The 23,312-nt window shown below is 63.6% G+C and carries 22 protein-coding genes; 14 read left to right on the forward strand and 8 right to left on the reverse strand.

Annotation, left to right across the window (positions count from 1 at the left end; all coding sequences use genetic code 11):
• The 10 genes from cobU to ACIQYU_RS03510 all read left to right on the forward strand — a co-directional run bounded on the left by cobU (window position 1) and on the right by ACIQYU_RS03510 (window position 7,928).
• Window positions 1-522 (forward strand): bifunctional adenosylcobinamide kinase/adenosylcobinamide-phosphate guanylyltransferase, encoded by a 522-nt coding sequence (gene cobU, locus ACIQYU_RS03465; protein WP_402798276.1) that lies wholly within the window; start codon window positions 1-3, stop codon window positions 520-522.
• A gap of 412 nt (window positions 523-934) precedes the next feature.
• Window positions 935-1,990 (forward strand): nicotinate-nucleotide--dimethylbenzimidazole phosphoribosyltransferase, encoded by a 1,056-nt coding sequence (gene cobT, locus ACIQYU_RS03470; RefSeq protein WP_207829292.1) that lies wholly within the window; start codon window positions 935-937, stop codon window positions 1,988-1,990.
• Window positions 1,987-2,553, forward strand: coding sequence for a histidine phosphatase family protein (locus tag ACIQYU_RS03475; protein WP_207829281.1), 567 nt, complete (start codon window positions 1,987-1,989; stop codon window positions 2,551-2,553). Before cobT ends, ACIQYU_RS03475 begins: the two co-directional genes overlap by 4 nt.
• Before the next feature lies 1 nt (window position 2,554).
• Window positions 2,555-3,277, forward strand: a complete 723-nt coding sequence (locus ACIQYU_RS03480) for an adenosylcobinamide-GDP ribazoletransferase (RefSeq protein WP_241106344.1) — start codon at window positions 2,555-2,557, stop codon at window positions 3,275-3,277.
• A 231-nt stretch (window positions 3,278-3,508) separates the two neighbouring features.
• Window positions 3,509-4,630 (forward strand): glycoside hydrolase family 5 protein, encoded by a 1,122-nt coding sequence (locus ACIQYU_RS03485; protein WP_402798524.1) that lies wholly within the window; start codon window positions 3,509-3,511, stop codon window positions 4,628-4,630.
• Window positions 4,631-4,792: 162 nt separating this feature from the next.
• Window positions 4,793-5,197, forward strand: coding sequence for a MarR family winged helix-turn-helix transcriptional regulator (locus ACIQYU_RS03490; RefSeq protein WP_207829276.1), 405 nt, complete (start codon window positions 4,793-4,795; stop codon window positions 5,195-5,197).
• Window positions 5,198-5,258: 61 nt separating this feature from the next.
• Window positions 5,259-6,461 (forward strand): MFS transporter, encoded by a 1,203-nt coding sequence (locus tag ACIQYU_RS03495; protein ID WP_243434036.1) that lies wholly within the window; start codon window positions 5,259-5,261, stop codon window positions 6,459-6,461.
• Window positions 6,458-6,580 (forward strand): hypothetical protein, encoded by a 123-nt coding sequence (locus ACIQYU_RS03500; protein ID WP_267933606.1) that lies wholly within the window; start codon window positions 6,458-6,460, stop codon window positions 6,578-6,580. Before ACIQYU_RS03495 ends, ACIQYU_RS03500 begins: the two co-directional genes overlap by 4 nt.
• Before the next feature lie 46 nt (window positions 6,581-6,626).
• A complete protein-coding gene (locus tag ACIQYU_RS03505) occupies window positions 6,627-7,178 on the forward strand; it encodes a glutathione peroxidase (RefSeq protein WP_207829274.1) in 552 nt (183 codons plus the stop codon).
• Between the two features lie 621 nt (window positions 7,179-7,799).
• A complete protein-coding gene (locus tag ACIQYU_RS03510) occupies window positions 7,800-7,928 on the forward strand; it encodes a hypothetical protein (protein ID WP_272493179.1) in 129 nt (42 codons plus the stop codon).
• Between the two features lie 22 nt (window positions 7,929-7,950).
• Here the strand turns inward: ACIQYU_RS03510 and ACIQYU_RS03515 are convergent, their stop codons facing one another.
• Window positions 7,951-8,211, reverse strand: a complete 261-nt coding sequence (locus ACIQYU_RS03515; RefSeq protein ID WP_207829272.1) for a DUF2798 domain-containing protein — start codon at window positions 8,209-8,211, stop codon at window positions 7,951-7,953.
• A gap of 114 nt (window positions 8,212-8,325) precedes the next feature.
• Here ACIQYU_RS03515 and ACIQYU_RS03520 point away from each other — a divergent pair, with 114 nt between their 5' ends.
• The gene (locus tag ACIQYU_RS03520) at window positions 8,326-9,255 is read left to right on the forward strand and encodes a LysR family transcriptional regulator (RefSeq protein WP_207829269.1); all 930 of its coding nucleotides are present in this window, start codon (window positions 8,326-8,328) and stop codon (window positions 9,253-9,255) included.
• A 42-nt stretch (window positions 9,256-9,297) separates the two neighbouring features.
• Here the strand turns inward: ACIQYU_RS03520 and ACIQYU_RS03525 are convergent, their stop codons facing one another.
• The 3 genes from ACIQYU_RS03525 to ACIQYU_RS03535 form a co-directional block, all read right to left on the reverse strand.
• A complete protein-coding gene (locus tag ACIQYU_RS03525; RefSeq protein WP_207829260.1) occupies window positions 9,298-10,578 on the reverse strand; it encodes an OmpP1/FadL family transporter in 1,281 nt (426 codons plus the stop codon).
• Between the two features lie 145 nt (window positions 10,579-10,723).
• Complete coding sequence (locus ACIQYU_RS03530) at window positions 10,724-11,206, reverse strand: hypothetical protein (protein WP_025338041.1); 483 nt, start codon at window positions 11,204-11,206, stop codon at window positions 10,724-10,726.
• Between the two features lie 249 nt (window positions 11,207-11,455).
• Window positions 11,456-11,680, reverse strand: coding sequence for a hypothetical protein (locus tag ACIQYU_RS03535; RefSeq protein ID WP_003257337.1), 225 nt, complete (start codon window positions 11,678-11,680; stop codon window positions 11,456-11,458).
• A gap of 950 nt (window positions 11,681-12,630) precedes the next feature.
• On the opposite strand from ACIQYU_RS03535, the gene ACIQYU_RS03540 reads away from it, so the two are divergent.
• Window positions 12,631-13,050: a tetratricopeptide repeat protein gene (locus tag ACIQYU_RS03540; protein ID WP_063911568.1), complete on the forward strand. Its 420-nt coding sequence runs from the start codon at window positions 12,631-12,633 to the stop codon at window positions 13,048-13,050.
• A gap of 292 nt (window positions 13,051-13,342) precedes the next feature.
• Window positions 13,343-14,716, forward strand: coding sequence for a DNA recombination protein RmuC (gene rmuC, locus ACIQYU_RS03545; RefSeq protein WP_207829543.1), 1,374 nt, complete (start codon window positions 13,343-13,345; stop codon window positions 14,714-14,716).
• Here rmuC and ACIQYU_RS03550 read toward each other — a convergent pair.
• Together ACIQYU_RS03550 and ACIQYU_RS03555 are read right to left on the reverse strand one after the other, a co-directional pair.
• Window positions 14,688-18,164, reverse strand: coding sequence for a NahK/ErcS family hybrid sensor histidine kinase/response regulator (locus tag ACIQYU_RS03550; protein WP_402798283.1), 3,477 nt, complete (start codon window positions 18,162-18,164; stop codon window positions 14,688-14,690). The genes rmuC and ACIQYU_RS03550 overlap by 29 nt on opposite strands.
• A gap of 231 nt (window positions 18,165-18,395) precedes the next feature.
• A complete protein-coding gene (locus ACIQYU_RS03555) occupies window positions 18,396-19,574 on the reverse strand; it encodes an MFS transporter (protein WP_207829244.1) in 1,179 nt (392 codons plus the stop codon).
• 272 nt (window positions 19,575-19,846) lie between these two features.
• On the opposite strand from ACIQYU_RS03555, the gene ACIQYU_RS03560 reads away from it, so the two are divergent.
• Window positions 19,847-21,724: a 1-acyl-sn-glycerol-3-phosphate acyltransferase gene (locus tag ACIQYU_RS03560; protein WP_207829242.1), complete on the forward strand. Its 1,878-nt coding sequence runs from the start codon at window positions 19,847-19,849 to the stop codon at window positions 21,722-21,724.
• A gap of 7 nt (window positions 21,725-21,731) precedes the next feature.
• Here ACIQYU_RS03560 and sugE read toward each other — a convergent pair whose 3' ends face one another.
• Window positions 21,732-22,049 (reverse strand): quaternary ammonium compound efflux SMR transporter SugE, encoded by a 318-nt coding sequence (sugE, locus tag ACIQYU_RS03565; protein ID WP_023379200.1) that lies wholly within the window; start codon window positions 22,047-22,049, stop codon window positions 21,732-21,734.
• 230 nt (window positions 22,050-22,279) lie between these two features.
• A complete protein-coding gene (locus ACIQYU_RS03570; RefSeq protein WP_233687915.1) occupies window positions 22,280-23,245 on the reverse strand; it encodes a bile acid:sodium symporter family protein in 966 nt (321 codons plus the stop codon).
• Window positions 23,246-23,312 lie beyond the last annotated feature (67 nt).

Below are 23,312 nucleotides of genomic sequence, written 5' to 3' on the forward strand. Positions count from 1 at the left end.
ATGCGCAACCTGATCCTCGGCGGCGCCCGCTCGGGCAAGAGCCGGCTGGCCGAACAGCTGGCCAGCGCCAGTGGCCTGCCGGTGACCTACATCGCCACCAGCCAGCCGCTGGATGGTGAAATGAACGAACGGGTGCTGCTGCACCGCCAGCGTCGCCCCGATGACTGGGGATTGATCGAAGAACCCCTGGCACTGGCCGCGGTATTGCGCGCCGAAGCGGCCGAAGGGTGCTGCCTGCTGGTGGATTGCCTGACCCTGTGGCTGACCAACCTGCTGATGCTCGAAGACGACCAGCGCCTGGCCGAGGAGCGTGATGCGCTGCTGGCCTGCCTGGAACAGTTGCCGGGCACGGTCATCCTGGTCAGTAACGAAACCGGCCTGGGCGTCGTGCCCATGGGCGAGCTGACCCGGCGCTATGTCGACCTGGCCGGCTGGCTGCACCAGGCTGTGGCCGAACGCTGTCAGCGCGTGGTGCTGACCGTGGCAGGGTTGCCCTTGATGTTGAAAGGGCCTGCGTTGTGAGGGTGGGGGCTAGTTCAAGATTGTATTGGGGCGTGCAGGTGTCTGCCTTGGGTTATGTGGTGCCTGGAAGATCGAGCGCCGCCCGCGCGGCGCTTCGCGGGGCAAGCCCGCTCCCACATCTGTTTCGGGCCAGTCTCTCCTGTGAAGCTACCTCTGTCTGCCTTGTTTGTTCCATTCGATATCGAGGGCGAGGCGCGACTGCTCTTCATCAATCCTTAGCCATGCACCAAGGCTGCAACCCATCTGGTACAGGAGTAATTGGCCCGAAACAGATGTGGGAGCGGGCTTGCCCCGCGAAGCGCCGCGCGGGCGGCGCTCGGTCTCAAGCGCGCAGAAGGTCTCCTGCCAAGCAACTGCCAGCCCCAACACGCCCTGATAACTCCCATTACCCAACCCAGACAGGCCCATGACCATGACCCAACCCTGGTGGCAAAGCCCCTGCCAACCCCTCGACAACGCCGCCATGGACCAGGCCCGCGCCCGTCAGCAGCAGCTGACCAAACCTGCCGGTTCGCTCGGCCAGCTGGAAGGCCTGGCCATTCAGCTGGCCGGGCTGCAGGGGCGTGAGCGGCCAACGCTGGATCACGCTGCAATCAGCATTTTTGCCGGTGACCACGGTGTGGTCGAGGAAGGCATCTCGGCCTACCCGCAAGCGGTGACCGGGCAGATGCTGCGCAACTTCGTCGGCGGTGGCGCGGCGATCAGCGTGCTGGCGCGCCAGCTGCAGGCCAGCCTGGAGGTCGTCGACCTGGGCACCATCGACCCGCACCTGGAGCTGCCTGGCGTGCGTCATCTGCGCCTGGGCGCCGGTACCGCCAACTTTGCCCGCCAGCCAGCGATGACCGAAGGCCAGCTGCAGGCCGCCCTGCAGGCCGGTCGCGATAGTGCCCTGCGCGCCGCCGAACAGGGCGCGCAGCTGTTCATCGGTGGCGAGATGGGGATTGGCAACACCACGGCAGCCGCCGCCCTGGCCAGTGTCCTGCTGGGCTGCCCGCCGGCTGAATCGAGTGGCCCGGGTACCGGCCTGGACCACGCCGGGGTGCGGCACAAGGCCGAGGTTATCGAGCGCGCGCTGAGCCTGCATGGCCTCAGCGCCAACGATCCCTTGCAGGCGCTGGGCTGTGTCGGTGGTTTCGAGATCGCGGCCTTGGCCGGTGCCTACATGGGCTGCGCGCAGGCGGGTATCGCAGTGCTGGTGGACGGCTTCATCTGCAGCGTCGCCGCGCTGCTGGCGGTGCGCCTCAACCCGCAGTGCCGGGCCTGGCTGCTGTTCGCCCACCAAGGTGCAGAGCCTGGGCACAAAGCCGTGCTCGACACGTTGCAGGCCGAGCCGTTGCTGGCCCTGGGCCTGCGCCTGGGCGAGGGCAGTGGGGCTGCCCTGGCCGTGCCGCTGTTGCGCCTGGCCTGTGCGCTGCACGGGCAGATGGCGACCTTCGCCGAGGCGGCGGTGGCGGACCGCCCGGCATGATCCTCGACCTGCTGCGCCATGGTGAAACGGAGCAGGGCGGCCTGCGTGGCAGCCTTGATGATGCCCTGACCGACAAAGGCTGGGCGCAGATGCGTGACGCCGTGGCCGAGGCCGGCCCGTGGGAGGTGCTGGTCAGTTCGCCGTTGCAGCGCTGTGCACGTTTTGCCGAGGAACTGGGCGAGCGCCTTAACCTGCCCGTACAGCGCGAAGCGGCGTTGCAGGAGCTGCATTTTGGCGACTGGGAGGGCCGTAGTGCGGCGCAGATCATGGAAGACCAGGCGGACGCGCTGGGGCGCTTCTGGGCGGACCCTTATGCGTTTACGCCGCCCAATGGCGAGCCGGTCGAGGCGTTCGCCGAACGTGTGCTGGCGGCTGTCGAGCGCCTGAGCCGTCAGCATGCTGGCAAGCGTGTGCTGCTGGTCACCCATGGCGGCGTGATGCGGCTGTTGCTGGCCCGTGCTCGTGGCCTGCCGAGGGCGCAGTTGCTGCAGGTCGAAGTTGGCCACGCTGCGCTGATGCGACTGGTGCCGGGTGATGACGGCCAGTGGGTGGAGGGGCGCTGAGATGTTGCCGTTGTGGATTGCCTTGCAGTTTCTCAGCAGCCTGCCGGTGAGCCTCCCGGGCATGCCGGCGCCACGTGAGGTGGGGCGTTCGCTGCTCTGGTACCCGTTGGTCGGGTTGTTGTTCGGCTTGCTGCTGTGGCTGGCCAGCCATTTCCTGCAGGGCACGCCGGCGCCGCTGCACGCGGCCCTGCTGCTGACGTTGTGGGTGTTGCTCAGTGGCGCCTTGCACCTGGATGGCCTGGCGGACAGTGCTGACGCCTGGCTGGGCGGTTTTGGTGACCGCGAACGCACTTTGCAGATCATGAAAGACCCGCGTAGCGGGCCGATTGCCGTGGTCACCCTGGTGCTGGTGCTGTTGCTGAAGTTCTGCGCCTTGTGGGTGCTGGTCGAGCAGGGCATTGGCATGCAGTTGCTGCTGGCACCGCTGATCGGGCGGGCGGCGATGCTCGGGCTGTTCCTGAGCACGCCTTATGTGCGACAGGGCGGTTTGGGGCAGGCGCTGGCCGAGCACCTGCCTCGGCCTGCGGCCGGATGGGTGCTGCTGGGCTGTGCGCTCTTCTGCCTGGTCCTGGGTGGATGGATCGTGGTGCTGGCATTGGCGGTGTTTGCCTGGTTGCGGCAATTGATGTGCCGGCGCCTGGGCGGGACTACCGGCGATACCGCTGGTGCAATGCTGGAGTTGCTCGAACTGACCGTGATGCTGGGGTTGGCGTTGGGCCTCTGAGCCTTTGCTCAGGACGCTGGCCCTGTAGGAGCGCAAGCAGGATGTTCCTGTAAGGGGTTTCTGAGCCTAACGTGCTGGCAAATTCCTGAAAAACTCAGCAAGAGCCGGCATTTTGTCACTGGCGTATGCTTGCCCCTTCGCTAACTGTCGAGGAGTGTTCGCACCATGCGTCATGTCATTCTCGCCGCGTTGTTGGTGGCCATGGGGCCTGCAGCCCTGGCAGCCGATCTCATGGATTTCTGGAACACCCCACGCCACGGCGGCAACAGCTTCAACCGGCTGCCACCCGAGCAAGCCTATTTCGACGCCCTGAGCGGCTATGGCGCGACCTGGGTGCGGCTGTCCTACGACAAATGGCAGCCGGCAGAACGCGACTTCCTCCTCGGCGATGCCGATGCCTACCAAGGCCTGCCTGCCGCCGACCTGGCCACGCTGCGAGCCACCCTCGACCGTGCCCATCAGGCCGGCCTCAAGGTGGTCATAGCACCGCTTTCGCTACCCGGCATGCGCTGGTCGCAAAACAACCAGGGCCAGTTCGACGACCGCCTCTGGCAAGACAAACGCTACTGGTTGCAGGCTGCGGCCTTCTGGCGGGATCTGGCCCGTGAGCTGAAAGGTCACCCGGCCATTGCCGCCTACAACCTGGTCAACGAGCCCGCGCCGGAGAAGCAAGGTGGCCTGGCCGAGCATGCCGACCCTGGGCAAATGCAGCAGTGGTATGCACGGCAGCAGGGCACTGCGCGTGACCTGCCCGCCCTGTATCGGCAGTTGATAGTGGCCATTCGCGAGGAGGATGCGAACACGCCGGTCATGCTCGATGCCGGCTGGTTCGCCGCCGCCGACGCCTTCGGTTACTGGCCGGCACCTGTGGAAGACCAGCGGGTGCTGTACAGCGTGCACATGTACGAGCCCTATCTGGTGACCAGTGCACCGAACATGACGCGCAAGCAACCCATCGCCTATCCCGGCCCGGCACCGTTCGCGGGGCAAACGCAGCAGTGGGATGGCCAGCGTGTGGCGCAGTACCTGCACCAACCGCTGGACTGGGCCGAGGCCATGAAGGTGCCCCGCTCGCGGCTGGTGGTGGGTGAGTTCGGCTGCATGCGCAGGTTGCCGGGCTGCCGGCAATACCTGGAAGACGTGCTCAGTGTGCTGGATCGCCACCGGTTGCATTGGGCCTTTTACAGCTTCCGTGAAGATAACTGGGACGGTATGGACTACGAGCTGGGCTCGGCCAAGGTGCCGTGGCGCTATTGGCAGGCCATCGAGCAGGGCGCTCCAGACCCGCTGGCGCGCAAGGCTACGGTGGAGTTCGAGCCGATTCTCAGGCGCTTGAACCCAGGCAGAGGGTAGTGCCTGCCAGCTAAGTCATTGGGGGCCGCTTTGCGGCACATCGCCGGCAAGCCAGCTCCCACAGAGTCCCGTCAACGCAATCTGACAGACTTTAGGGCTGAGGGGCGTCGGTAATCATGAAATCTCTTGCAACACACATGATGCGGGTATATACACGTATCCATGCTGACCAGTGAATGCATCTGTACCCATCTGCGTCGTGCCGCCCGTGGGGTGAGCCGGCATTACGACGAAGCCCTTGCCGGCTTTGGGGTCAATGTCGCCCAGTTTTCCCTATTGCGTCATCTGCAGCGGCTCGACCGCCCCAGTATCACCACCTTGGCAGAGGCCATGGGCCTGGAGCGCAGTACCCTGGGCCGCAACCTGCGGGTGCTGGAGGCTGAAGGGCTGGTGGCCTTGGCCGATGGCGACGACCAGCGCAACCGCGTGGTGCTGCTGACCGAGGCCGGTACGCAACTGCTGCGCGCTGCCCATCCGGCCTGGGAACAGGCCCAGGCCGATCTGGTGGAACGGCTGGGGGCAGGGCAGCGGGATGAACTGGTGCGCTTGCTGGATCAACTGGCTTGAATTGATACGACTATAAGCGGGTATGTACCCGTAAAAACCTTGCGATGTGCTGGAGATAACAATGACTTCGGTGTGGCGAACCAGCGGGTGGGTATTGGTGGGAGCAGCGTTGATCCTGGCGCTATCCTTGGGTGTGCGGCACGGCTTCGGCCTGTTCCTGGCGCCAATGAGCGCCGATTTTGGCTGGGGGCGTGAGGTGTTCGCCTTCGCCATTGCCTTGCAGAACCTGATCTGGGGGCTGGCGCAACCGTTCGCTGGCGCCCTGGCCGACCGCCTGGGCGCGGCGCGGGTGGTGATCATTGGGGGTATTCTCTATGCGGCCGGGTTGGTGCTGATGGGCATGGCCGACTCGGCCTGGTCGTTGTCGCTGAGCGCCGGCTTGCTGATCGGCATCGGCCTGTCCGGTACCTCGTTCTCGGTCATCCTTGGCGTGGTCGGGCGCGCCGTACCGGCGGAGAAGCGCAGCATGGCCATGGGCATTGCCAGCGCTGCCGGTTCTTTCGGCCAGTTCGCCATGTTGCCGGGCACCCTCGGCCTGATCCAGTGGCTGGGCTGGTCCGCCGCGTTGCTGGTGTTGGGCCTGTTGGTGGCGCTGATCGTGCCTTTCGTCGGCCTGTTGCGCGATCGCCCGTTGCCCAGTCATGGCGCCGAACAGACCTTGGGCCAGGCCCTGCGCGAGGCGTGCTCGCACTCCGGCTTCTGGTTGCTGGCGCTGGGCTTCTTCGTTTGTGGCTTCCAGGTGGTGTTCATTGGCGTGCACCTGCCGGCCTACCTGGTCGACCAGCACCTGGCCGCGACCACCGGTACCACGGTGCTGGCGCTGGTGGGCCTGTTCAATATCGTCGGTACTTTCACCGCCGGCTGGCTGGGTGGGCGCATGTCCAAGCCGCGCCTGCTGACCGGGCTATACCTGCTGCGTGCGGTAGTGATCGTGCTGTTCCTCTGGGCGCCGGTGACTGAATTCAGTGCTTACCTGTTCGGCATTGCCATGGGTCTGCTGTGGCTGTCCACGGTGCCGCTGACCAACGGCACCGTGGCCACGGTGTTCGGCGTGCGCAACCTGTCCATGCTTGGCGGCATCGTCTTCCTGTTCCACCAACTGGGCGCCTTCCTGGGTGGCTGGTTGGGTGGGGTGGTGTACGACCGCACCGGCAGCTACGACCTGGTCTGGCAGATTTCCATCTTGCTCAGCCTGCTGGCCGCCGCCCTCAGCTGGCCCGTGCGCGAACGCCCGGTCGCCCGCCTGCAGGCCCAGGCCGCATGAACCGCTACCTGGCTAGGGGGCTACTGGCCGGCGCCGCCTTGTTACTGCTGGCGCTGGTGTGGTGGGGCTGGCACAAGGGCGGGATGGCGTTGATGCAGCTGGGCATGAGTGTTTGTTAGGCGCTACCCTGCAAGTTCGAGGATTGTCTTGCGGGAGAAACGAGTCATGCGTGCACATTGGTTGACGGTGCCGGTGCTGGCCCTGCTTGCCAGCGCATCGAGCTGGGCTGCTGATTGCCCGGCGTTGTTGCAGGGCAGCCTGCCGGAGCTGCGTGGCAAGGGGCAGGTTGACCTGTGCGAGCGCTTTGCCGGCAAGCCGCTGGTGGTGGTGAACACGGCCAGCTATTGCGGTTTTGCGCCGCAGTTCGAGGGGTTGGAGGCGACGTACAAGGAATATCACCAACAAGGCCTGGAAATGCTTGGCGTGCCATCCAACGACTTCAAGCAGGAAGATGCGGACAGCGAGAAGACCGCCAAGGTCTGCTATGCCAACTACGGTGTCACGTTCACCATGACCAAGACGCAGCCGGTGCGGGGCACGGATGCGATACCGCTGTTCGCTGAACTGGCCAGCCAGAGCAGTGCGCCGAAGTGGAACTTCTACAAGTACGTGGTGGACCGCAAGGGCAAGGTGATCGGTAACTTCTCCAGCCTGACCAAGCCGGATGATCCTGCGTTCCGGGCTGCCATCGAAAAGGCTATTGCCTCGCAGCCATAACTGGCTGCTCTTGCTCTTGCTCTTGCTTCTAAGCGCGCGATAGTTCAGGCGCCGCCGATTGCGACTTCAGGAGGCCGAGCGAAGGGCTTGCGGAGGGAGGTGACGGGCATGGATGCCCGTCAAGCGCTGAGGCCCCATGGATGGGGCCTGCAGCGCGTACTCCCGGGAGCAAGCCCGTAGCGAGGGGACCCCGTAGCGCAGCGGAGGGGCCGGATGATAGGAGCCAGCGTTTTTTGGTTACTTTTTGTCGCGTTTGACAAAAAGTGACCCGCCGTAAGGGCGGAAGGGTGAATAAGCGCCACCTTCGAAAATGAATGTTGACCCCGTTGTTGATGCCCACGCTTGAAAGCGAAGAGCGAAGAGCGAAGAGCGAAGAGCGAAGAGCGGAAAAGTGCTGGTTTTGATCTCGCGCATAGTCCATTTACGATGGCGACGCTTACTCACCTTTTCGCCCTTACGGCGAGTCACTTTTTGTCAAACGCGACAAAAAGTAACCAAAAAACGCTGCGCTCCCATCATCCGGCCCCTGCGCTGCGCTCCGGGGTTCCCTCACTCCGGCCTTGCTCCCGGGAGGACCGCGCTGCAGGCCCCATCCTGGGGCCCAGCGCTTGACGGGCATCCATGCCCGTCACCTCCCTCCGCAAGGCCTGCGTTCGGCCTCCTGAAGTCGCGAAGATCAAGATCAAGATCAAGATCAAGATCAAGATCAAGATCAAGATCAAGATCAAGATCAAAGTCAAAAGCAGATAACGTGGCCGGGGTTCGGGTTATTTCACTTTGCATGCACCGTGATCGCCACCAACCGCACCACCACCGGCCTGACCATCAACACACAAACGAACGCCACAGGCATTGCCAACTGGTACGCCTTCAGCACGTTGCCGAGGTATTCGGGGTTGACCCCCGCATTCGCTGCAGTGATCACGAAACACATCAACAGTGCCATGATCGACGACATGTAGAAGGCAAAAACGTAGGGCGTGGCGCCCGGGTGCAATTTGCGTCGGCTGCGTGCCTGGGGCAGGTTGCTCATGCGAACTCCTGAAAGATGAGTAGAGGCGCAGGTTAGCAACGCACCGGGCAGCACCTGTAGACCAGTCGTATTGAGTTCTTTATAAAGAGATTCTTACGAATCCAGGGGCTCAGCATGGACCTGCTCAATGCCATTCGCTGCTTCATCAAGGTGGTCGAAGCCGGCAGTATCGCCGCCGGCGCCCGCAACCTGGGCCTGAGCCCGGCCGCGGTTAGCCAGAACCTGGCACGCCTGGAAGGCCACTTGCAGGTTCGCCTCCTCAGCCGCACCACACGCAGTATGGCGCTGACGCCCGCCGGTACCCAGTACTACCAACGCGTCAGGCACATCGAGCGCGACCTGGCCCTGGCCGAACAGGCCGTCACCACCCCCGACAGCGAACCCCAGGGGCGGCTGTGCATTGCCTCGACGTCCGCCTTCGGTCGCCACGTCCTGGCACCCTTGATACCCGCATTCAGTGCCCGCTACCCCCTGCTTTCGATAGAGTTGGTAACGACTGATCGCCGAGTCAACCATGCGCGGGAAGATGTGGATGTGAGCCTGCGCATTGCCCCACAACTGGAAGACCAGTTGCTGGCCCGGCACATCGCCCGTATCCCGTTCATTTGCTGTGCCTCGCCCGGTTACCTGCAAGACGCCGGCGTGCCGGCCACGCCCGAGGCCTTGCGTGACCACCGCTGCCTGGTGTTCCGCTACCCGGTGGATGGGCGCTTCCTGCGTTGGGGGTTCATGCGCGACGGGCTGCGGTTCGAGGCAGAGTTCGGCAGTGTCCTGATCAGCGACGACATCGATGCCCTGACCCAGATGGCACTGCACGATGGCGGCATCACCCGCTTGGCCGAATTCATCGTGCGGCCGTATCTGGCCGCCGGGGCGCTGGTACCGTTGTTCGAATACAGCGATAGCGGCCAGGCCTATGCCCAGACCGAACCGATGGATATCTACCTGTGCCTGGCCGACCGCTTCGCCATGACCACTAAAGTGCGTGTGTTCATGGACTACCTGCGCGAATGCCTGGGCGACAGTTGGCAGATGCAGGCATGAAAAAACCGCCACGAGGGCGGTTTTTCATGTAACGCGTACGAATCAGAAGCGGTAGGTAAGGGATGCACCGATACCGTGAGCACTGTTCTCATACTTGGCCTGATAGGTGCCTTTCAACGCCTGTTGTGTCGGCGAACCGGACACATTGTTGACCTTGGTATCCTCTTCCCACAGGTACGAGTAGGCAACATCGATGGTCATGTCATCGTTCGGGCTCCAACCGGCACCAAAGCTGACTGCCTTACGATCGCCGGTAGGAATGCGCGGCGAACGATCGTGGTTGTTGGTCGGCGATTGGTCGACGGAGAAGCCTGCACGCAGGGTCCATTCCTTGTTCACCTTGTAGGCCGCACCAATGGCGTGTGCCCAGGTGTCATGCCAGTTCTGCTCTTCGGTGATGGTCTGCAGTGGGTAACCCGCTGGTGCTTCGTTCTTGACAACGATGCTCTCCAGGCGGCTCCAGCGTGTCCAGGTGCTACCGGCATAGAGCGTCCAGTGGTCATCCAGTTCATGGGTGACCGAGAAGTCCACCGACTCCGGCGTCTTGATTTTCAGGCTGGCGTCGAACTTGCCGTTCAGACCAAGCTGGGGAATCGGGTAGGAAACACGGGTATCGCCTTCAAGCTTGTAGTCGACCATCGAGTGATAGGTCAGACCCAGACGGGTACGGTCTGTAGCTTGTACGAGAACGCCGATGTTGTAACCGATCGCGGTGTCGTCGCCCTTGATCTTGATTTCGCCATCAGGGCCGGTGGGGCCCAGCAGCGCCTTGCTGGCCAGGTTCGAGCCCAGCTCACCCTTGATGCGGTTGATGGTCGGGCCAAAACCGATCGACACCTTGTCATTGAAGGCGTAGCTGATGGTTGGTTGGAAGGTGACAACCTCGACCTTGCTCTTCTTGCCCCAGTAGCGGGCTGCGTCACCGCTACCGTAGTCGGTGATCAGGCCGTATGGCACGTAAACACCGAAACCAACGCTCCAATGATCATCGATCGGCTTGACGTAGTAACCCATGGGCACGCCCACGACCGGGACCATGTCGCCATCGGTTTCCCCCCCGAAATTGCTACCACGACCCGAAATATCAGACTTGGCAATGACGGCTGCGCCACCCACGGTGACCTGTTCGCGCTTCAGGCGCGACATGCCTGCAGGGTTGCCATACACCGTACTGGCATCTTCGGCAGAAGACGAACGTCCCGCAAAACCGGTTCCCATGCCGCTGATGCTTTGTTCGTTCAGCGCGAAGCCTGCGGCGAGCAGTTGGCTGGAAGCAAGTGCAACGGCAACGCCGAGGGAGGCTTTGAGCATTACTTTTTTCATTATTAGAACTCCTTGGGATCTCCGGGGCGAAAAGCTACCAACAATTCACGCGCCGCGCTATAGCCTCAATCGCAGGAGATAGAGCGGTTTTGTAGGACAATCCGACCAAAATTCCCTTTTTTCCGGGTACTTTGTAGGACACGTCTTAAGATGCCTGCGGCAATCTCTGGTCTATGCAGGTATGCCAGGCGTGGGTGAAGTCGCGCAGGCGACCTTGGGGGTTGAAAATCTGTCGCCAGATCCGTGCCAGCGCGAGAAGGTCGTCGGCGGCAGGCAGTGGCGTGGCCTGCTCTTCGACGAGCATCCAGGCAATGGCTGTGGAATAGCGCAGGTTGACGGTGAGTTCCAGATGCGGGCCGCCGAGGAAGGCGTGCTGGCTGGCCAGGCCGCGGACCAGGCTGGCCAGGTCGGGGTCACGGGCAAGGTAGTCGTCCCAGATTGCCTGGTGGCGGTGTTCGCCGATGCGGTACAGGCCATGCCCACGTCGGTCGTGCAAGGCCGACCCCAGGGCCGACTGGCTGGCGGCGATGCCCAGCAACAAGGCTTCGGCGCTGGCGCAGTGACGGTTCAGGTAGACCAGAGTGGGTCGTATCACATACTGACACAATTCATTCGCCGCGATACCCATGATGCCCTCGAGCAGGTAAGGGCCGGACGGGCGCTGGAGCTTGGCAGCTGGTGAGTGATCAGGCCCGCCGGAAGCGGTAAGCACCGCTCGAGTTGAAGTCTAGTGTGATAATCGTGGTGTAAAGGGCTGTTTTTAAATCAATTGCTGCCTGACGTACCGGGCTATATGCCTTAAGGCAATTATGCCTGGAACATTCAGGCAGGCTTGCGATGGAATGATTCAGCGCTTGAATACCGCAGTATTCGCCGCTCACGCGGTGAGCGACTGGCGGGTTCGGGCGATGACCGCCTGCAGCGGTTCACTGCGGCTGTACTGTTCGGGGTACAGGCGCTCGGTGTGGCAGGCGACGCCGTGTTCGTCTACCAGGGTGAAGCTGAAGCTGCCTTTGCGAGGGGCAACGATAAGGCACTTCAACGGCGAGAAGGCCTGGGAGAGGGTGCCAATGGCAGCCTGAATCTGATGATGAGTTTGCATATTGTTGGAGGTTCCTGCTTTAAACACGGGGTTATGATCCGTGCATGATAGAAACGTTCCAGTGACGCCTTTATTAAGGGACGAACGAACCTGACTGGAACAGGGCAGCCAGAGGGAGCGCAATCAAAAGTGGGCGCATGGGCTGACTGGTAGGTACTTCAGAGGGCAGGCAGCACGCCGTGGCCAAGGTTCTAGGCCGTCGGTGTGGGATCCTGATCAATTGTCACGTGATTCGTGCTTGAACAGCGCAGGGCTGGCGAGTGAATCATCGAAAAGGCCGGTCCTGGTTTCAGCAGCGTCACTCTTGGGGGGAGCGGGTCTGCAAGGACACTTGAGGCCAGAATTGACTTTCAGCTTGGTACTAACGAGGGGCACCTTACCGAAAATACAGGCGCTTGGCAAGCCTTTCATGTTTGTTCAGGTGAGCCGAGCAGTATGGCGTGTATTTGCACTGCTGGGAAGAGGGGGTAAAAGGCCCGCAACCGGCCTGATGTACCGATTTTGTGCACTCAAGTGAAGGCTTATGGTGCACTTGTTCACATTCCGGGCAGCGCTTGTAACTGCCCGGCAACACGCCGCGACAGCCTCGCCAATGCCTTGACTGGGCGGTTAAGTCAATGAAAAAAAACACTATTTTTAGCTGGTGAAAAAATCGTCAGTTTGACCGAAAGCCCCAATTTACGGGGGTTTGCGGGGTATGGGAGGGGGTTGTCCACCGAGTTATCCACAGGAACTGTGGATTGTCCCACGCGCTTGCTCTAGGACGGGCGTGCCAGCAATACAGCGAACTGTCCGACAATCGACATGCTCGGAGAGACCAGTTGGTCATCCACTTGAAAACGTCAAGAAAAGATCGTTGAAATTTTTTTCAATTCTCCGGAAATCGAAAGGCCAGGGCGCAGAAAAAAGGGTAGAGTGGCGCGCCTTTCGAGTTGCCAAACCTGTTGCTCATGAAGTTTCGCGGTAAACACCTCGCCAGCCCCGCTGCATCGACGCCTGCGCCTCCCCCCAAACGTTTCTCCCTCAAAGTGGCCTTGTGGCTGCTCGACAACCCGCGCCTGGGTGACAAGCCGCAGGTCAAGCACCTGGCCGGGCGCCTGTTGAAGCAGCCGGCGCGCCAGGGTGTGGTAGTGGCGCAAAGCCGCCTGGGGCAGATGTTGTGTCGTGATTGCGGCAATGCCCGTGACCGGCGTATTGGCCATGAACTGCTGCGTCAGGCCGCCCGCGCCGGTGATCGGCGGGCGCAACTGGAGTATGCGCGGCTTTGCCAGCACAGCGAGCCGGAGCAGGCGCGGTACTGGCTGGAGCTGGCGGCGGGGCAGGGGTCGCAGGAAGCGCGGCGGCTTTTGAGGCAGTGGTTCCATGCCTGAGGTGGGTTGCCTGTTCTGGCCTCTTCGCGAGTAAACCCGCTCCCACCGGAATAGCTATACCTCGGATACTGTGCAATCCCTGTGGGAGCTGGTTTACCCGCGAAGAGGCCGGAACAGGCAACACATCGCTCAGGCTGATAAGCTGCGCTGCATTCATCCAGGATCATTCGGGGTAAGCATGACAGTGGATCTGGCCAGCATTCTGCTGGGCTTGGTGGCAGGTGCATTGCCCTGCCTGGGTTGGGTCATGCAGGTGCAGCGCCGACAGGGCGCGCGACAAGGCGAGCAGGCCTTGCTCGAAGAGCGCCTCAATGCTGCCCAGCTGGCCCAGGCCGGCCTGCAGGCGCAACTGGACGCTTGCCGCGACGAGGTCAGCGACCTCAGCGAAGCCAACACCGTCAAGCAGACCCAGCTGGCCGCCCAGGGCCGTGAGCTGGAACTGCTGCAGATCGAACGCGACAACGCCCGGGACGCCGCCCACGCCTGGAACCTCGAGCGCGCCAACCGCGAAGCCGAACTGCGCCGCCTGGAGGCCCAGACTGCACGCCTGGACGCCGAACTGCGCGAGCAGCAGGAAAGCCACCAGCAGCGTCTGGAGGACCTGCAGGAAGCCCGCGATACCCTGCGCGCCCAGTTCGCCGACATGGCCACCAAAATCTTCGACGAGCGCGAGCAGCGCTTTGCCCAGACCAGCCAGCAGCATCTCGGCCAGTTGCTCGACCCGCTCAAGGAGCGTATCCAGGCCTTCGAAAAACGCGTGGAGGAAAGCTACCAGCAGGAAGCCCGCGAACGCTTCTCGCTGGGCAAGGAGCTGGAGCGTCTGCAGCAACTCAACCTGCGCCTGTCCGATGAAGCCACCAACCTGACCCAGGCCCTGAAAGGGCAGAAAACCCAGGGTAATTGGGGGGAACTGATCCTCGAACGGGTGTTGGAGCATGCCGGCCTGGAAAAGGGCCGCGAATACCAGACCCAGGTCAGCCTGAAGAGCGCAGACGGCGAGCGCTTCCAGCCCGATGTGCTGATCATGCTGCCCGGTGACAAGCAGGTGGTGGTGGATGCCAAGGTCAGCCTCACCGCCTACCAGCAGTTCGTCGCCGGCAACGACGAGGCTGCGCTCAAGCAGCACGTGCAGTCGCTGCGCAGCCACGTCAAAGGCCTGTCGAGCAAGGACTACAATCGCCTCGAAGGCCTGCATAGCCTGGATTTCGTGCTGCTGTTCGTGCCGATCGAGGCAGCTTTCTCGGCGGCCCTGCAAGCCGAGCCGAACCTGTTCCAGGAAGCCTTCGACCGGCAGATCGTGATCGTCAGCCCGACCACCTTGCTCGCTACCCTGCGGGTGATCGACAGCCTGTGGAAGCAGGAACGCCAGGGCCAGAACGCCCGCGAGATCGCCGAGCGTGCCGGCTGGCTGTACGACAAGTTCGTACTGTTCATCCAGGACCTGGACGAACTGGGCAACCGCTTGCAGCAGGTGGACAAGGCCTATGCCGCCGCGCGCAACAAGCTGTGCGAAGGGCGCGGCAACCTGGTCAGCCGCAGCGAACAGCTGAAGCTGCTGGGCGCCCGTGCCAGCAAGAGCCTGCCGGCCGACCTGCTGGAGCGGGCGCTGTCCGACGAGGCGTTGCCGGACGAAGCGCTTACTGAACCAGGCTCAGATGGCGATTGAGCAGGGCGCGCAGGGCCGCCGGCTTGACCGGCTTGGCCAGGTAGTCCAGGCCCGAGGCATGCACCATGGCGATGGTTTCCTTGCTGCCGTCGGCGCTGATCACCACGCCCGGCACCGGTTCACCCAGGCGCGCGCGTAGCCAGCCCATCAGCCCGGTACCGGTCTCGCCGTCGTCCAGGTGGTAGTCCACCAGCGCCAGGTGCGGGCGCATGCCCTTGGCCAGCAGGGCTTCGCATTCGGCGCGGTTGCGCGCGGTCCACACCTGGCACCCCCAGCGGCTGAGCAGGCTGTTCATGCCGATCAGGATGCTGTCTTCGTTGTCCACGCACAGTACCTGCAGCCCGGCCAGCGGCTGGCCGCCCTGTTCCACTGGGGCGCTGGGCACCGGCGCGGCCTGGCGGGCAATCGGTACGCTGACGCGGAACACCGTGCCCTTGCCCGGCCACGAGCGCACCTCCAGCTTGTGTCCAAGTACCCGGCACAGGCCATCAGCGATCGCCAGTCCCAGGCCCAGGCCCTTCTCGGCGCGGGTCTGGTGGCTGTCCAGGCGCTTGAACTCCTGGAAGATCACCTGCAGTTTGTCGTCGGCGATGCCCGGGCCGCGGTCCCACACCTCAAGCCACAACTGTTCACCCTGGCGCCGTGCGCCCAGCAGGATCGGGCTCTTGCCATAACGCAGGGCGTTGGTCAGGAAGTTCTGCAGTACCCGGCGCAGCAGCTTCATGTCGCTGTCCACCCGCAGGCGGCTGCCGCGCAGGCGGAATTCCAGGCCCTTCTCGGCGGCCAGCACCTTGAATTCGGCGCCCAGGGTGTCGAACAGTTCGTTGAGGGCGAAGGGCTTGGCATCCGGGGTGATCTTGCCGTTTTCCAGGCGCGAGATGTCCAGCAGGTCGCTGATCAGCTCTTCGGCCGAGCGCAGCGAGCTGTCCATGTGCTGTACCAGTTGCCGGGCTTCTTCATTCATGCCCTCGGCCTGCTGCGACAAGGCGGCGGAGAACAGCCGGGCAGCGTTCAGCGGCTGCATCAGGTCGTGGCTGACCGCGGCCAGGAAGCGGGTCTTGGACTGGCTCACCGCTTCGGCACGGCTCTTGGCTTCGGACAACGCCTGGTTCAGTTGCGACAGCTCGTGGGTACGCTCCGCTACCCGTTGCTCCAGGCCTTCGTTGGCGTCGCGCAGGGCCTGCTCGGCCTCGCGGAACGGGGTGATGTCGGTGAAGCTCATGACGAAGCCACCGCCCGGCATCGGGTTGCCGATCAGTTCGATCACCCGGCCATTGGGGAACAAGCGCTCGGAGGAGTGCGCACGGCCCTGGCGCATCCAGTGCAGGCGCCGCGCCACATGCACCTGCGCCTCGCCGGGGCCGCACAGGCCACGCTCGGCGTTGTAGCGAATGATGTCGGCAATCGGCCGGCCCACGCTGATCAGCCCGTCGGGATAGTTGAACAGTTCCAGGTAGCGGCGGTTCCAGGCCACCAGGTGCAGGTTCTGGTCGACCACGCTGATACCCTGGTTGATGTTTTCGATGGCGCCTTGCAGCAGGGCGCGGTTGAACTGCAGCACCTCGCTGGCCTCGTCGGCGATACGCACCACGTCTTCCAGCTGCATGTCGCGGCCTTCGATGGCGGCCTTGACCACGGCGCGGGTCGATGAGGTGCCGAGTACACCGGCCAGCAGGCGTTCGGTGTGTTCGATCCAGTCGCCATCGGCGTTCTGGTTGGGGTTGAAGCCCTTGCCCTGGCGGTAGGCGAAGCGGATGAAACTCTGCCGGGCGCGCTCCTCGCCGACAAAGCGTGAGGCCAGGGTCAGCAGGTCGTCGATCTGCACCGCCAGCAGCGGCTTGCTGCTGGGTCTGGCGCTGGTCTGCTGGCCGATGAAGCGGCCGGCCTGCCAATGCTCGGAAACCCGTGTGCGCGACAGCACCGAGACCCAGGCGAACAGGGTGAAGTTGCCCGCCAGTGACAGCACCACGCCCTGGGTCAGCGGGCTGATCGGCAGATTCAGCGGGTTGCCGTGCAGCCACGCCAACCCTGGGAACAGCTGCAGCGACCAGCCCACGCTGTGCGCGGCAATTGGCAGCACCAGGGTGTAGAACCACAGGAAAATACCTGCGGCCAGGCCGGCGAACACGCCACGGCGGTTGGCCTGCTTCCAGTACAGCGCACCGAGCATGGCCGGGGTCAGCTGGGTCACGGCGGCAAAGGCGATCTGGCCGATAGTCGCCAGGCTGGCGGTGGAGCCCAGCAGGCGGTAGCTGACATAGGCCAGCAGCAGGATCACCACGATGCTCACCCGGCGAACCGAGAGCATCCAGTGGCGGAACGCCTCGAATGGCCGCTCGGCGTTGGTACGGCGCAGCAACCAGGGCAGCAGCATGTCGTTGGAGACCATGGTCGACAGCGCCACGGCCTCGACGATGACCATGCCGGTTGCCGCCGAGGCGCCACCGATGAATGCCAGCAGGGCCAGGCTCGGGTGTGCTTCGGCCAGCGGCAGGCTGATGACGAACGAATCCGAGATCACCGTGCCCGGCAGCAACATCTGCCCGGCCAGGGCGATAGGCACCACGAACAAAGCGGCCAGCGCCAGGTACATCGGGAACACCCAGCGCGCCAGGCGCATGTCCTGGGGTTCGATGTTTTCCACCACGGTGACGTGGAACTGCCGTGGCAGGCAAATGATCGCCATCATCGCCACGGCGGTCTGCACCACCATCGACGGCCAGTTGATGGTCTCCTGCCAATAGTCCTGCAGGTGGATCGACTGGCGGGCCTGGTTGAACAGGTCGTCGAAGCCGTCATACAGGTTGAAGACGACGAAGATGCCCACGGCGAGGAAGGCCAGCAGCTTGATCAGCGATTCGAAGGCAATTGCCAGGACCATGCCACGGTGGTGTTCGGTCACGTCCAGGCTGCGGGTACCGAAGACGATGGCGAACAGTGCCAGTACCAGCGATACCACCAGCGCGGTGTCCTGCACGCGGGTGCCTGTGGCGTCGGCATTGGCGCCGATCAGCAAGTTGACGCCGAGCACGATGCCCTTGAGCTGCAAGGCGATGTACGGCAGCACGCCGACCAGGCAGATCAGCGCCACGACTACCGCCAGGGACTGCGACTTGCCGTAGCGCGCGGCGATGAAGTCGGCGATCGAGGTGATGTTCTGTTGCTTGCTGATCAGCACCATCTTCTGCAGCACCCAGGGCGCGAAGATCAGCAGCAGCACCGGGCCCAGGTAGATCGGCAGGAATGCCCAGAGCTGTTCGGCGGCCTGGCCGACCGCGCCGAAGAAGGTCCAGCTGGTGCAGTACACGGCCAGCGACAGGCTGTACACCCAGGCACGCAGCTTCGGCGGCAACGGCGTGCTGCGGCGGTCGCCGTAGAAGGCGATGGCGAACATGATGGCCATATAGGCCAGGGCGACCACGGCGATCAGCCCGCTGGACAACGACATGAAGACTCCGAAGCAAAAAGATAACGCGGTCCCGATCAATCAGTCTGGCACGCAGGTGCCGCTTCGTCAGCGCAGACGATGGTCGCAGTGGCAGGTGGTCGCAGGGTTCTCTTTAACCTGTGCCGGCCCTTTCGCGGGTGAACCCGCTCCCACAGGTACGGCACAGGCTTCGAAAGCGGCGCTGTCCCTGTGGGAGCGGGTTCACCCGCGAAACGGCCAGCAGAGCAAACATCATCCTTTACGGGTACCCAGCCAATAAAACACCCCTGCCAGTATCACCGACAACACCAGCAGGTAGAAGATCGCCCCCGGCCACAGGTGCACCAGGGCAAACCCCACCATCACCGGCCCCAGCGCCGCGCCGAGGTTGGACAGGTTCTGCGCACCGTAATACACCCCACGCAGGTGCTCCGGCGCGATCAGGTCGATGAACATGTACTCGGCCGGGATCACGATGATCTCGCCCAGGGTGAACACCAGCATCGCCAGGCACCACGCCAGCGCCGAGCCGGCCAGGGCAAAGCCCAGCAGCCCGGCGATGAACAGGCCCATGCCGGCCAGCAGCCAGGGCATCAGGCGCTGACGGCTGATGCGTCGGCCAATCAGGTACTGCAGGGCAATCACCGTCACCGCGTTGGTGGTCACCAGGTAACCGACCAGGCGCGCTGCCTCGGCCGGGCTGCTGGTCACCACCAGGTACTGCGACAGGTAGGCGGTGAACTGGCCGAACACCACTGCGCTAAGCACCCCGCCCAGGGTGAAGCATACCAGCCGCCGGTCACGGGCCAGCCCCAGCGCCACCTGGGCAAAGCCGACCCCGGGCTTGTCCGGCGCACTGGCCTGCAGGCTGCGATCACCCAGGCGCCAGTAGGCCAGGCACATACTCAGGCCTAGCAGGGCAGAGGCGATGAACGGCATATGGTCGTTCAACTCCAGCATGGCCACGCCCAGCAGCGGGCCGGCCGCGTAGCCGACGTTGCTGAGGGTGTACTTGATGGCGAACACTTCGGCCCGTTCCTCCACCGGCAGCAACGCGCAGAAGCCCGCCTTGGCGGCGATGTCGACCACTGCCAGGGCCAGGTTGATCAGGACCAGGCAGAGAAAGAACAGCAGCGCCGAGTTGCTGACGACCGCGCCGACGAAGGCCAGGGCAAACAGCAGGGTGCTGGCGCTGACCAGTGTGTGGTTGCGCAAGGTATCCACCAGGTGACCGCCATACAGGCTCAGCAGCGAGGCGATGATCAGCGCGCCACCGATCAGCAGGCCGATCTGGCTGATCGGCAGCTGGAAGTTGTCGGCCAGGTACACCACCAGGTAGGGCAGGGTAAGGGCGCGGGCGACAGTGAGGGTGAAGGTGGTGGTAAGCAGCAGGCGAACGGTGTGCGGGTAGCGTTTTATGGCGGCGAGCATGACCACATCCTTGTTGTTCTGTTTTGCCGGAGGGGCAGCATATGCCAACAGAGGCCTGCTGCGCAGGCCTTTCGCGGGCACGCCCGCTCCCACAGGTACGGCGCTGCCCTCAAGGCATGTGATATTCCTGTGGGAGCGGGCGTGCCCGCGAAAGGGCCGGTACAGTCCTCCAAAATCCTCGAGCGCTTGCCAGCCAGCGTATTTCCCATGCAGATTTGTGGCTTGTCGCGCCCGGCGCGCCTCCAATTGAAAAGCCCTCAGGACCAAGGACGATGAGTCACTCCTCGCAATTCACCTTGCTCGGCAAGCGGCGTTTCCTGCCGTTTTTCATCACTCAGTCGCTGGGTGCCTTCAACGACAACCTGTTCAAGCAGTCGCTGATCCTGGCGATCCTGTTCAAGCTCAGCCTGGGCGACGGTGACCGTTCGATCTGGGTCAACCTGTGCGCCCTGCTGTTCATCCTGCCGTTCTTCCTGTTTTCGGCGCTGGGCGGGCAGTTTGGCGAGAAGTTCGCCAAGGACGCGCTGATCCGGGCGATCAAGCTGGCCGAGATCGCGATCATGTCGGTCGGCGCACTCGGTTTCATCACCAATCACCTGGGGCTGATGCTGGTGGCGCTGTTCGGCATGGGGACCCACTCGGCCCTGTTCGGGCCGGTGAAGTACTCCATCTTGCCGCAGGCCCTGCGCGAGGAAGAACTGGTCGGCGGCAACGGCCTGGTCGAAACCGGTACCTTCCTGGCCATCCTCGCCGGCACCATCGGCGCCGGGGTGATGATGTCGGCCGACAGCTATGCCACCGTGGTGGCCGGTGGCGTGGTCGGCACCGCCGTGCTCGGCTACCTGGCCAGCCGCTGGATCCCGCGGGCCGCTGCCGCCTCACCGCAAATGCCGCTGGACTGGAACATCTTCAAGCAGTCGTGGGCGATCCTGCGCATGGGCCTGGGGCAGCCGCCGGCGGTGTCGCGTTCGATCGTCGGCAACTCGTGGTTCTGGTTCGTCGGTGCCATCTACCTCACGCAGATCCCGGCCTACGCCAAGGACTGGCTGCACGGTGATGGCACGGTGGTGACCCTGGTGCTGACCTTGTTCTCGGTGGGGATCGCCCTGGGTTCGCTGCTGTGCGAGCGGCTGAGCGGGCGCAAGGTGGAAATCGGCCTGGTACCGTTCGGCTCGTTCGGCCTGAGCCTGTTTGGCCTGCTGTGGTGGTGGCACTCCGGCGATGTACCTGCTGCGGCAGTACCGCACGACTGGCTGACGCTGTTGGGCATGGGCCAGGCCTGGTGGATCCTGCTGTCGATCGTTGGCCTCGGGGTGTTCGGCGGCTTCTACATCGTGCCGCTGTATGCACTGATCCAGGCCCGCACCGCCGAAGACCAGCGCGCTCGGGTGATTGCAGCCAACAACATCCTCAATGCCCTGTTCATGGTGGTCTCGGCAGTACTCACCATCATCCTGCTGGGCCTGGCCGAGTTGACCATCCCGCAGCTGTTCCTGGTGGTGTCGCTGCTCAACATCGCGGTCAACGCCTATATCTTCAGGATCGTGCCCGAGTTCACCATGCGCTTCCTGATCTGGCTGCTCAGCCATTCGATGTACCGCGTGCAGCACCGCGACCTTGAGCGCATCCCTGACGAAGGTGCGGCGTTGCTGGTGTGCAACCATGTGTCGTTCGTCGATGCACTGCTGCTGGGCGGGGCGATCCGCCGCCCGATACGCTTTGTCATGTACTACAAGATCTACAGCCTGCCAGTGCTCAACTTCGTGTTCCGCACCGCAGGCGCCATCCCGATTGCCGGGCGCAACGAAGACCAGGCTATCTACGAGCGTGCTTTCGCGCGCATTGCCGAGTATCTGGCCGATGGCGAGCTGGTGTGCATCTTCCCGGAGGGCAAGCTGACCGGGGACGGCGAAATCGATGTGTTCAAGGGCGGCGTCAACCGCATCCTCGAAGAAACTCCGGTGCCGGTCATTCCGTTGGCGTTGCAGGGGCTGTGGGGCAGCTTCTTCAGCCGGGACCCGGCCAAAGGTTTTTTCAAGCGCCTGTGGTCGCGGGTGACCATCGTGGCAGGCGCCGCCATCCCGGTGGAAGCGGCGCAGCCAGAAGCGTTGCGTGAGCAGGTCAGCCGCCTGCGCGGCGACCTCCGCTAGGGGGGCGTTAGCTGGCGCTGACTTTCAGGCCGACCAGGCCGGTAACGATCAGCGCCACGCTGGCCAGGCGTACCAGGGCCATGGACTCGCCGAACAGGATGATGCCGGCGATCACCGTGCCAACGGCGCCGACGCCGGTCCAGATGGCATAGGCGGTGCCCAGCGGCAGCTCTTTCATGGCCAGGCCCAGCAGGCCCAGGCTGATGGCCATGGCGGCGACGGTGAGGACGGTGGGCAGTGGTTTGCTGAAGCCGTCGGTGTATTTCAGGCCGACGGCCCAGCCGACCTCGAACAGGCCGGCGAAGAACAGGATGATCCAGGACATGGAGCGTCTCCATCGTTGTAAATGATGGGGCCGTCCCCGGAGTGGTCACGCGGTGCGTCGCGAGGTCGTCCTCGCAGTGGGTACCATGGTGCACATATGCAGCCCTCTGGGCAAGCCTGTGCGGGCCTCTTCGCGGGTAAACCCGCTCCCACAGGAATCTCCACAATTTTCATACCTGCGCAGTACCTGTGGGAGCGGGTTTACCCGCGAAAGGGCCAGTGCAGACACCATCAATGCCTGGCCGGCTCCCCACCTTCAGCTTCGGCCACAGGCTCCCCCATGCGCCGGAACCAGGTCGACAGCAGCGCCCCGGAAATATTGTGCCAAACGCTGAACAACGCACTCGGCACCGCAGCCAGCGGCGAAAAATGCGCCGCCGCCAGTGCTGCGCCCAGCCCGGAGTTCTGCATGCCCACCTCCAGTGCCAGCGACTTGCGCTGGGCCAGTGGCAGCTTGCACAGCCTGCCGGTCAAGTACCCCAGCAAGTAGCCGAAGCTGTTGTGCAATATCACCACCGCCATGATCAGCAGCCCCGACTCGGCGATCTTGGCCTGGCTGGCCGCCACCACCGCGCACACGATCATCACGATGCTCACCACCGACACCAGCGGCAGCACCTGCACCGCCGCCTGCACCCGGGCGCCAAGCAGCCGTTGGGCCAGCACGCCGAGCACGATCGGCAGCATCACCAACTGCAGGATCGACCAGAACATGTCCATGAAGGACACCGGCAGCCAGGCGGAGGCGAGGAACCAGATCAGTGCCGGGGTCAACAGCGGGGCGAGCAGGGTGGTCACCGCAGCGATCGCCACCGCCAGCGCCAGGTCGCCCTTGGACAGCCAGACCATCACGTTCGACGCCGTGCCACTCGGGCAGCAACCGACCAGAATCACGCCTACGGCGATTTCCGCCGGCAGGTGGAATAGCTGGCACAGCAGCCAGGCCACGCCCGGCATGATCACGAAGTGCGCGACCACCCCCAGCATCACCCGCCAGGGCTGGCGGGCGAGGGCGGCAAAGTCATCGAGCTTGAGGGTGAGGCCCATGCCGAACATCACCAGCCCCAGCAGCGGCACGATGGCCACCTTCAGGGCGATGAACCATTGCGGTTGCAGGAAGGCCAGCACGGCGAACACCAGCACCCACAGGGCGAAGGTGTTGCCGACGAAGCGGCTGAGGGCGGCGAGGGCACGCATGGGGCAAGTCCTTTTCCATTTACAGCGTTATTGAATTCACTGGCCCTTTCGCGGCGGTTCGACGCCT

Source organism: Pseudomonas sp. NPDC096925 (assembly GCF_044762545.1).
Lineage (GTDB): Bacteria > Pseudomonadota > Gammaproteobacteria > Pseudomonadales > Pseudomonadaceae > Aquipseudomonas.

What these genes read in the sequence shown, in the direction of transcription:
- cobU (WP_402798276.1), top strand. Translation starts at nt 1, where the DNA reads ATGCGCAACCTGATCCTCGGCGGCGCCCGCTCGGGCAAGAGCCGGCTG.
- cobT (WP_207829292.1), top strand. Translation starts at nt 935, where the DNA reads ATGACCCAACCCTGGTGGCAAAGCCCCTGCCAACCCCTCGACAACGCC.
- ACIQYU_RS03475 (WP_207829281.1), top strand. Translation starts at nt 1,987, where the DNA reads ATGATCCTCGACCTGCTGCGCCATGGTGAAACGGAGCAGGGCGGCCTG.
- ACIQYU_RS03480 (WP_241106344.1), top strand. Translation starts at nt 2,555, where the DNA reads ATGTTGCCGTTGTGGATTGCCTTGCAGTTTCTCAGCAGCCTGCCGGTG.
- ACIQYU_RS03485 (WP_402798524.1), top strand. Translation starts at nt 3,509, where the DNA reads ATGGATTTCTGGAACACCCCACGCCACGGCGGCAACAGCTTCAACCGG.
- ACIQYU_RS03490 (WP_207829276.1), top strand. Translation starts at nt 4,793, where the DNA reads ATGCTGACCAGTGAATGCATCTGTACCCATCTGCGTCGTGCCGCCCGT.
- ACIQYU_RS03495 (WP_243434036.1), top strand. Translation starts at nt 5,259, where the DNA reads ATGACTTCGGTGTGGCGAACCAGCGGGTGGGTATTGGTGGGAGCAGCG.
- ACIQYU_RS03500 (WP_267933606.1), top strand. Translation starts at nt 6,458, where the DNA reads ATGAACCGCTACCTGGCTAGGGGGCTACTGGCCGGCGCCGCCTTGTTA.
- ACIQYU_RS03505 (WP_207829274.1), top strand. Translation starts at nt 6,627, where the DNA reads ATGCGTGCACATTGGTTGACGGTGCCGGTGCTGGCCCTGCTTGCCAGC.
- ACIQYU_RS03510 (WP_272493179.1), top strand. Translation starts at nt 7,800, where the DNA reads ATGCCCGTCACCTCCCTCCGCAAGGCCTGCGTTCGGCCTCCTGAAGTC.
- ACIQYU_RS03515 (WP_207829272.1), bottom strand. Translation starts at nt 8,211, where the DNA reads ATGAGCAACCTGCCCCAGGCACGCAGCCGACGCAAATTGCACCCGGGC.
- ACIQYU_RS03520 (WP_207829269.1), top strand. Translation starts at nt 8,326, where the DNA reads ATGGACCTGCTCAATGCCATTCGCTGCTTCATCAAGGTGGTCGAAGCC.
- ACIQYU_RS03525 (WP_207829260.1), bottom strand. Translation starts at nt 10,578, where the DNA reads ATGAAAAAAGTAATGCTCAAAGCCTCCCTCGGCGTTGCCGTTGCACTT.
- ACIQYU_RS03530 (WP_025338041.1), bottom strand. Translation starts at nt 11,206, where the DNA reads ATGGGTATCGCGGCGAATGAATTGTGTCAGTATGTGATACGACCCACT.
- ACIQYU_RS03535 (WP_003257337.1), bottom strand. Translation starts at nt 11,680, where the DNA reads ATGCAAACTCATCATCAGATTCAGGCTGCCATTGGCACCCTCTCCCAG.
- ACIQYU_RS03540 (WP_063911568.1), top strand. Translation starts at nt 12,631, where the DNA reads ATGAAGTTTCGCGGTAAACACCTCGCCAGCCCCGCTGCATCGACGCCT.
- ACIQYU_RS03550 (WP_402798283.1), bottom strand. Translation starts at nt 18,164, where the DNA reads ATGTCGTTGTCCAGCGGGCTGATCGCCGTGGTCGCCCTGGCCTATATG.
- ACIQYU_RS03555 (WP_207829244.1), bottom strand. Translation starts at nt 19,574, where the DNA reads ATGCTCGCCGCCATAAAACGCTACCCGCACACCGTTCGCCTGCTGCTT.
- ACIQYU_RS03560 (WP_207829242.1), top strand. Translation starts at nt 19,847, where the DNA reads ATGAGTCACTCCTCGCAATTCACCTTGCTCGGCAAGCGGCGTTTCCTG.
- sugE (WP_023379200.1), bottom strand. Translation starts at nt 22,049, where the DNA reads ATGTCCTGGATCATCCTGTTCTTCGCCGGCCTGTTCGAGGTCGGCTGG.
- ACIQYU_RS03570 (WP_233687915.1), bottom strand. Translation starts at nt 23,245, where the DNA reads ATGCGTGCCCTCGCCGCCCTCAGCCGCTTCGTCGGCAACACCTTCGCC.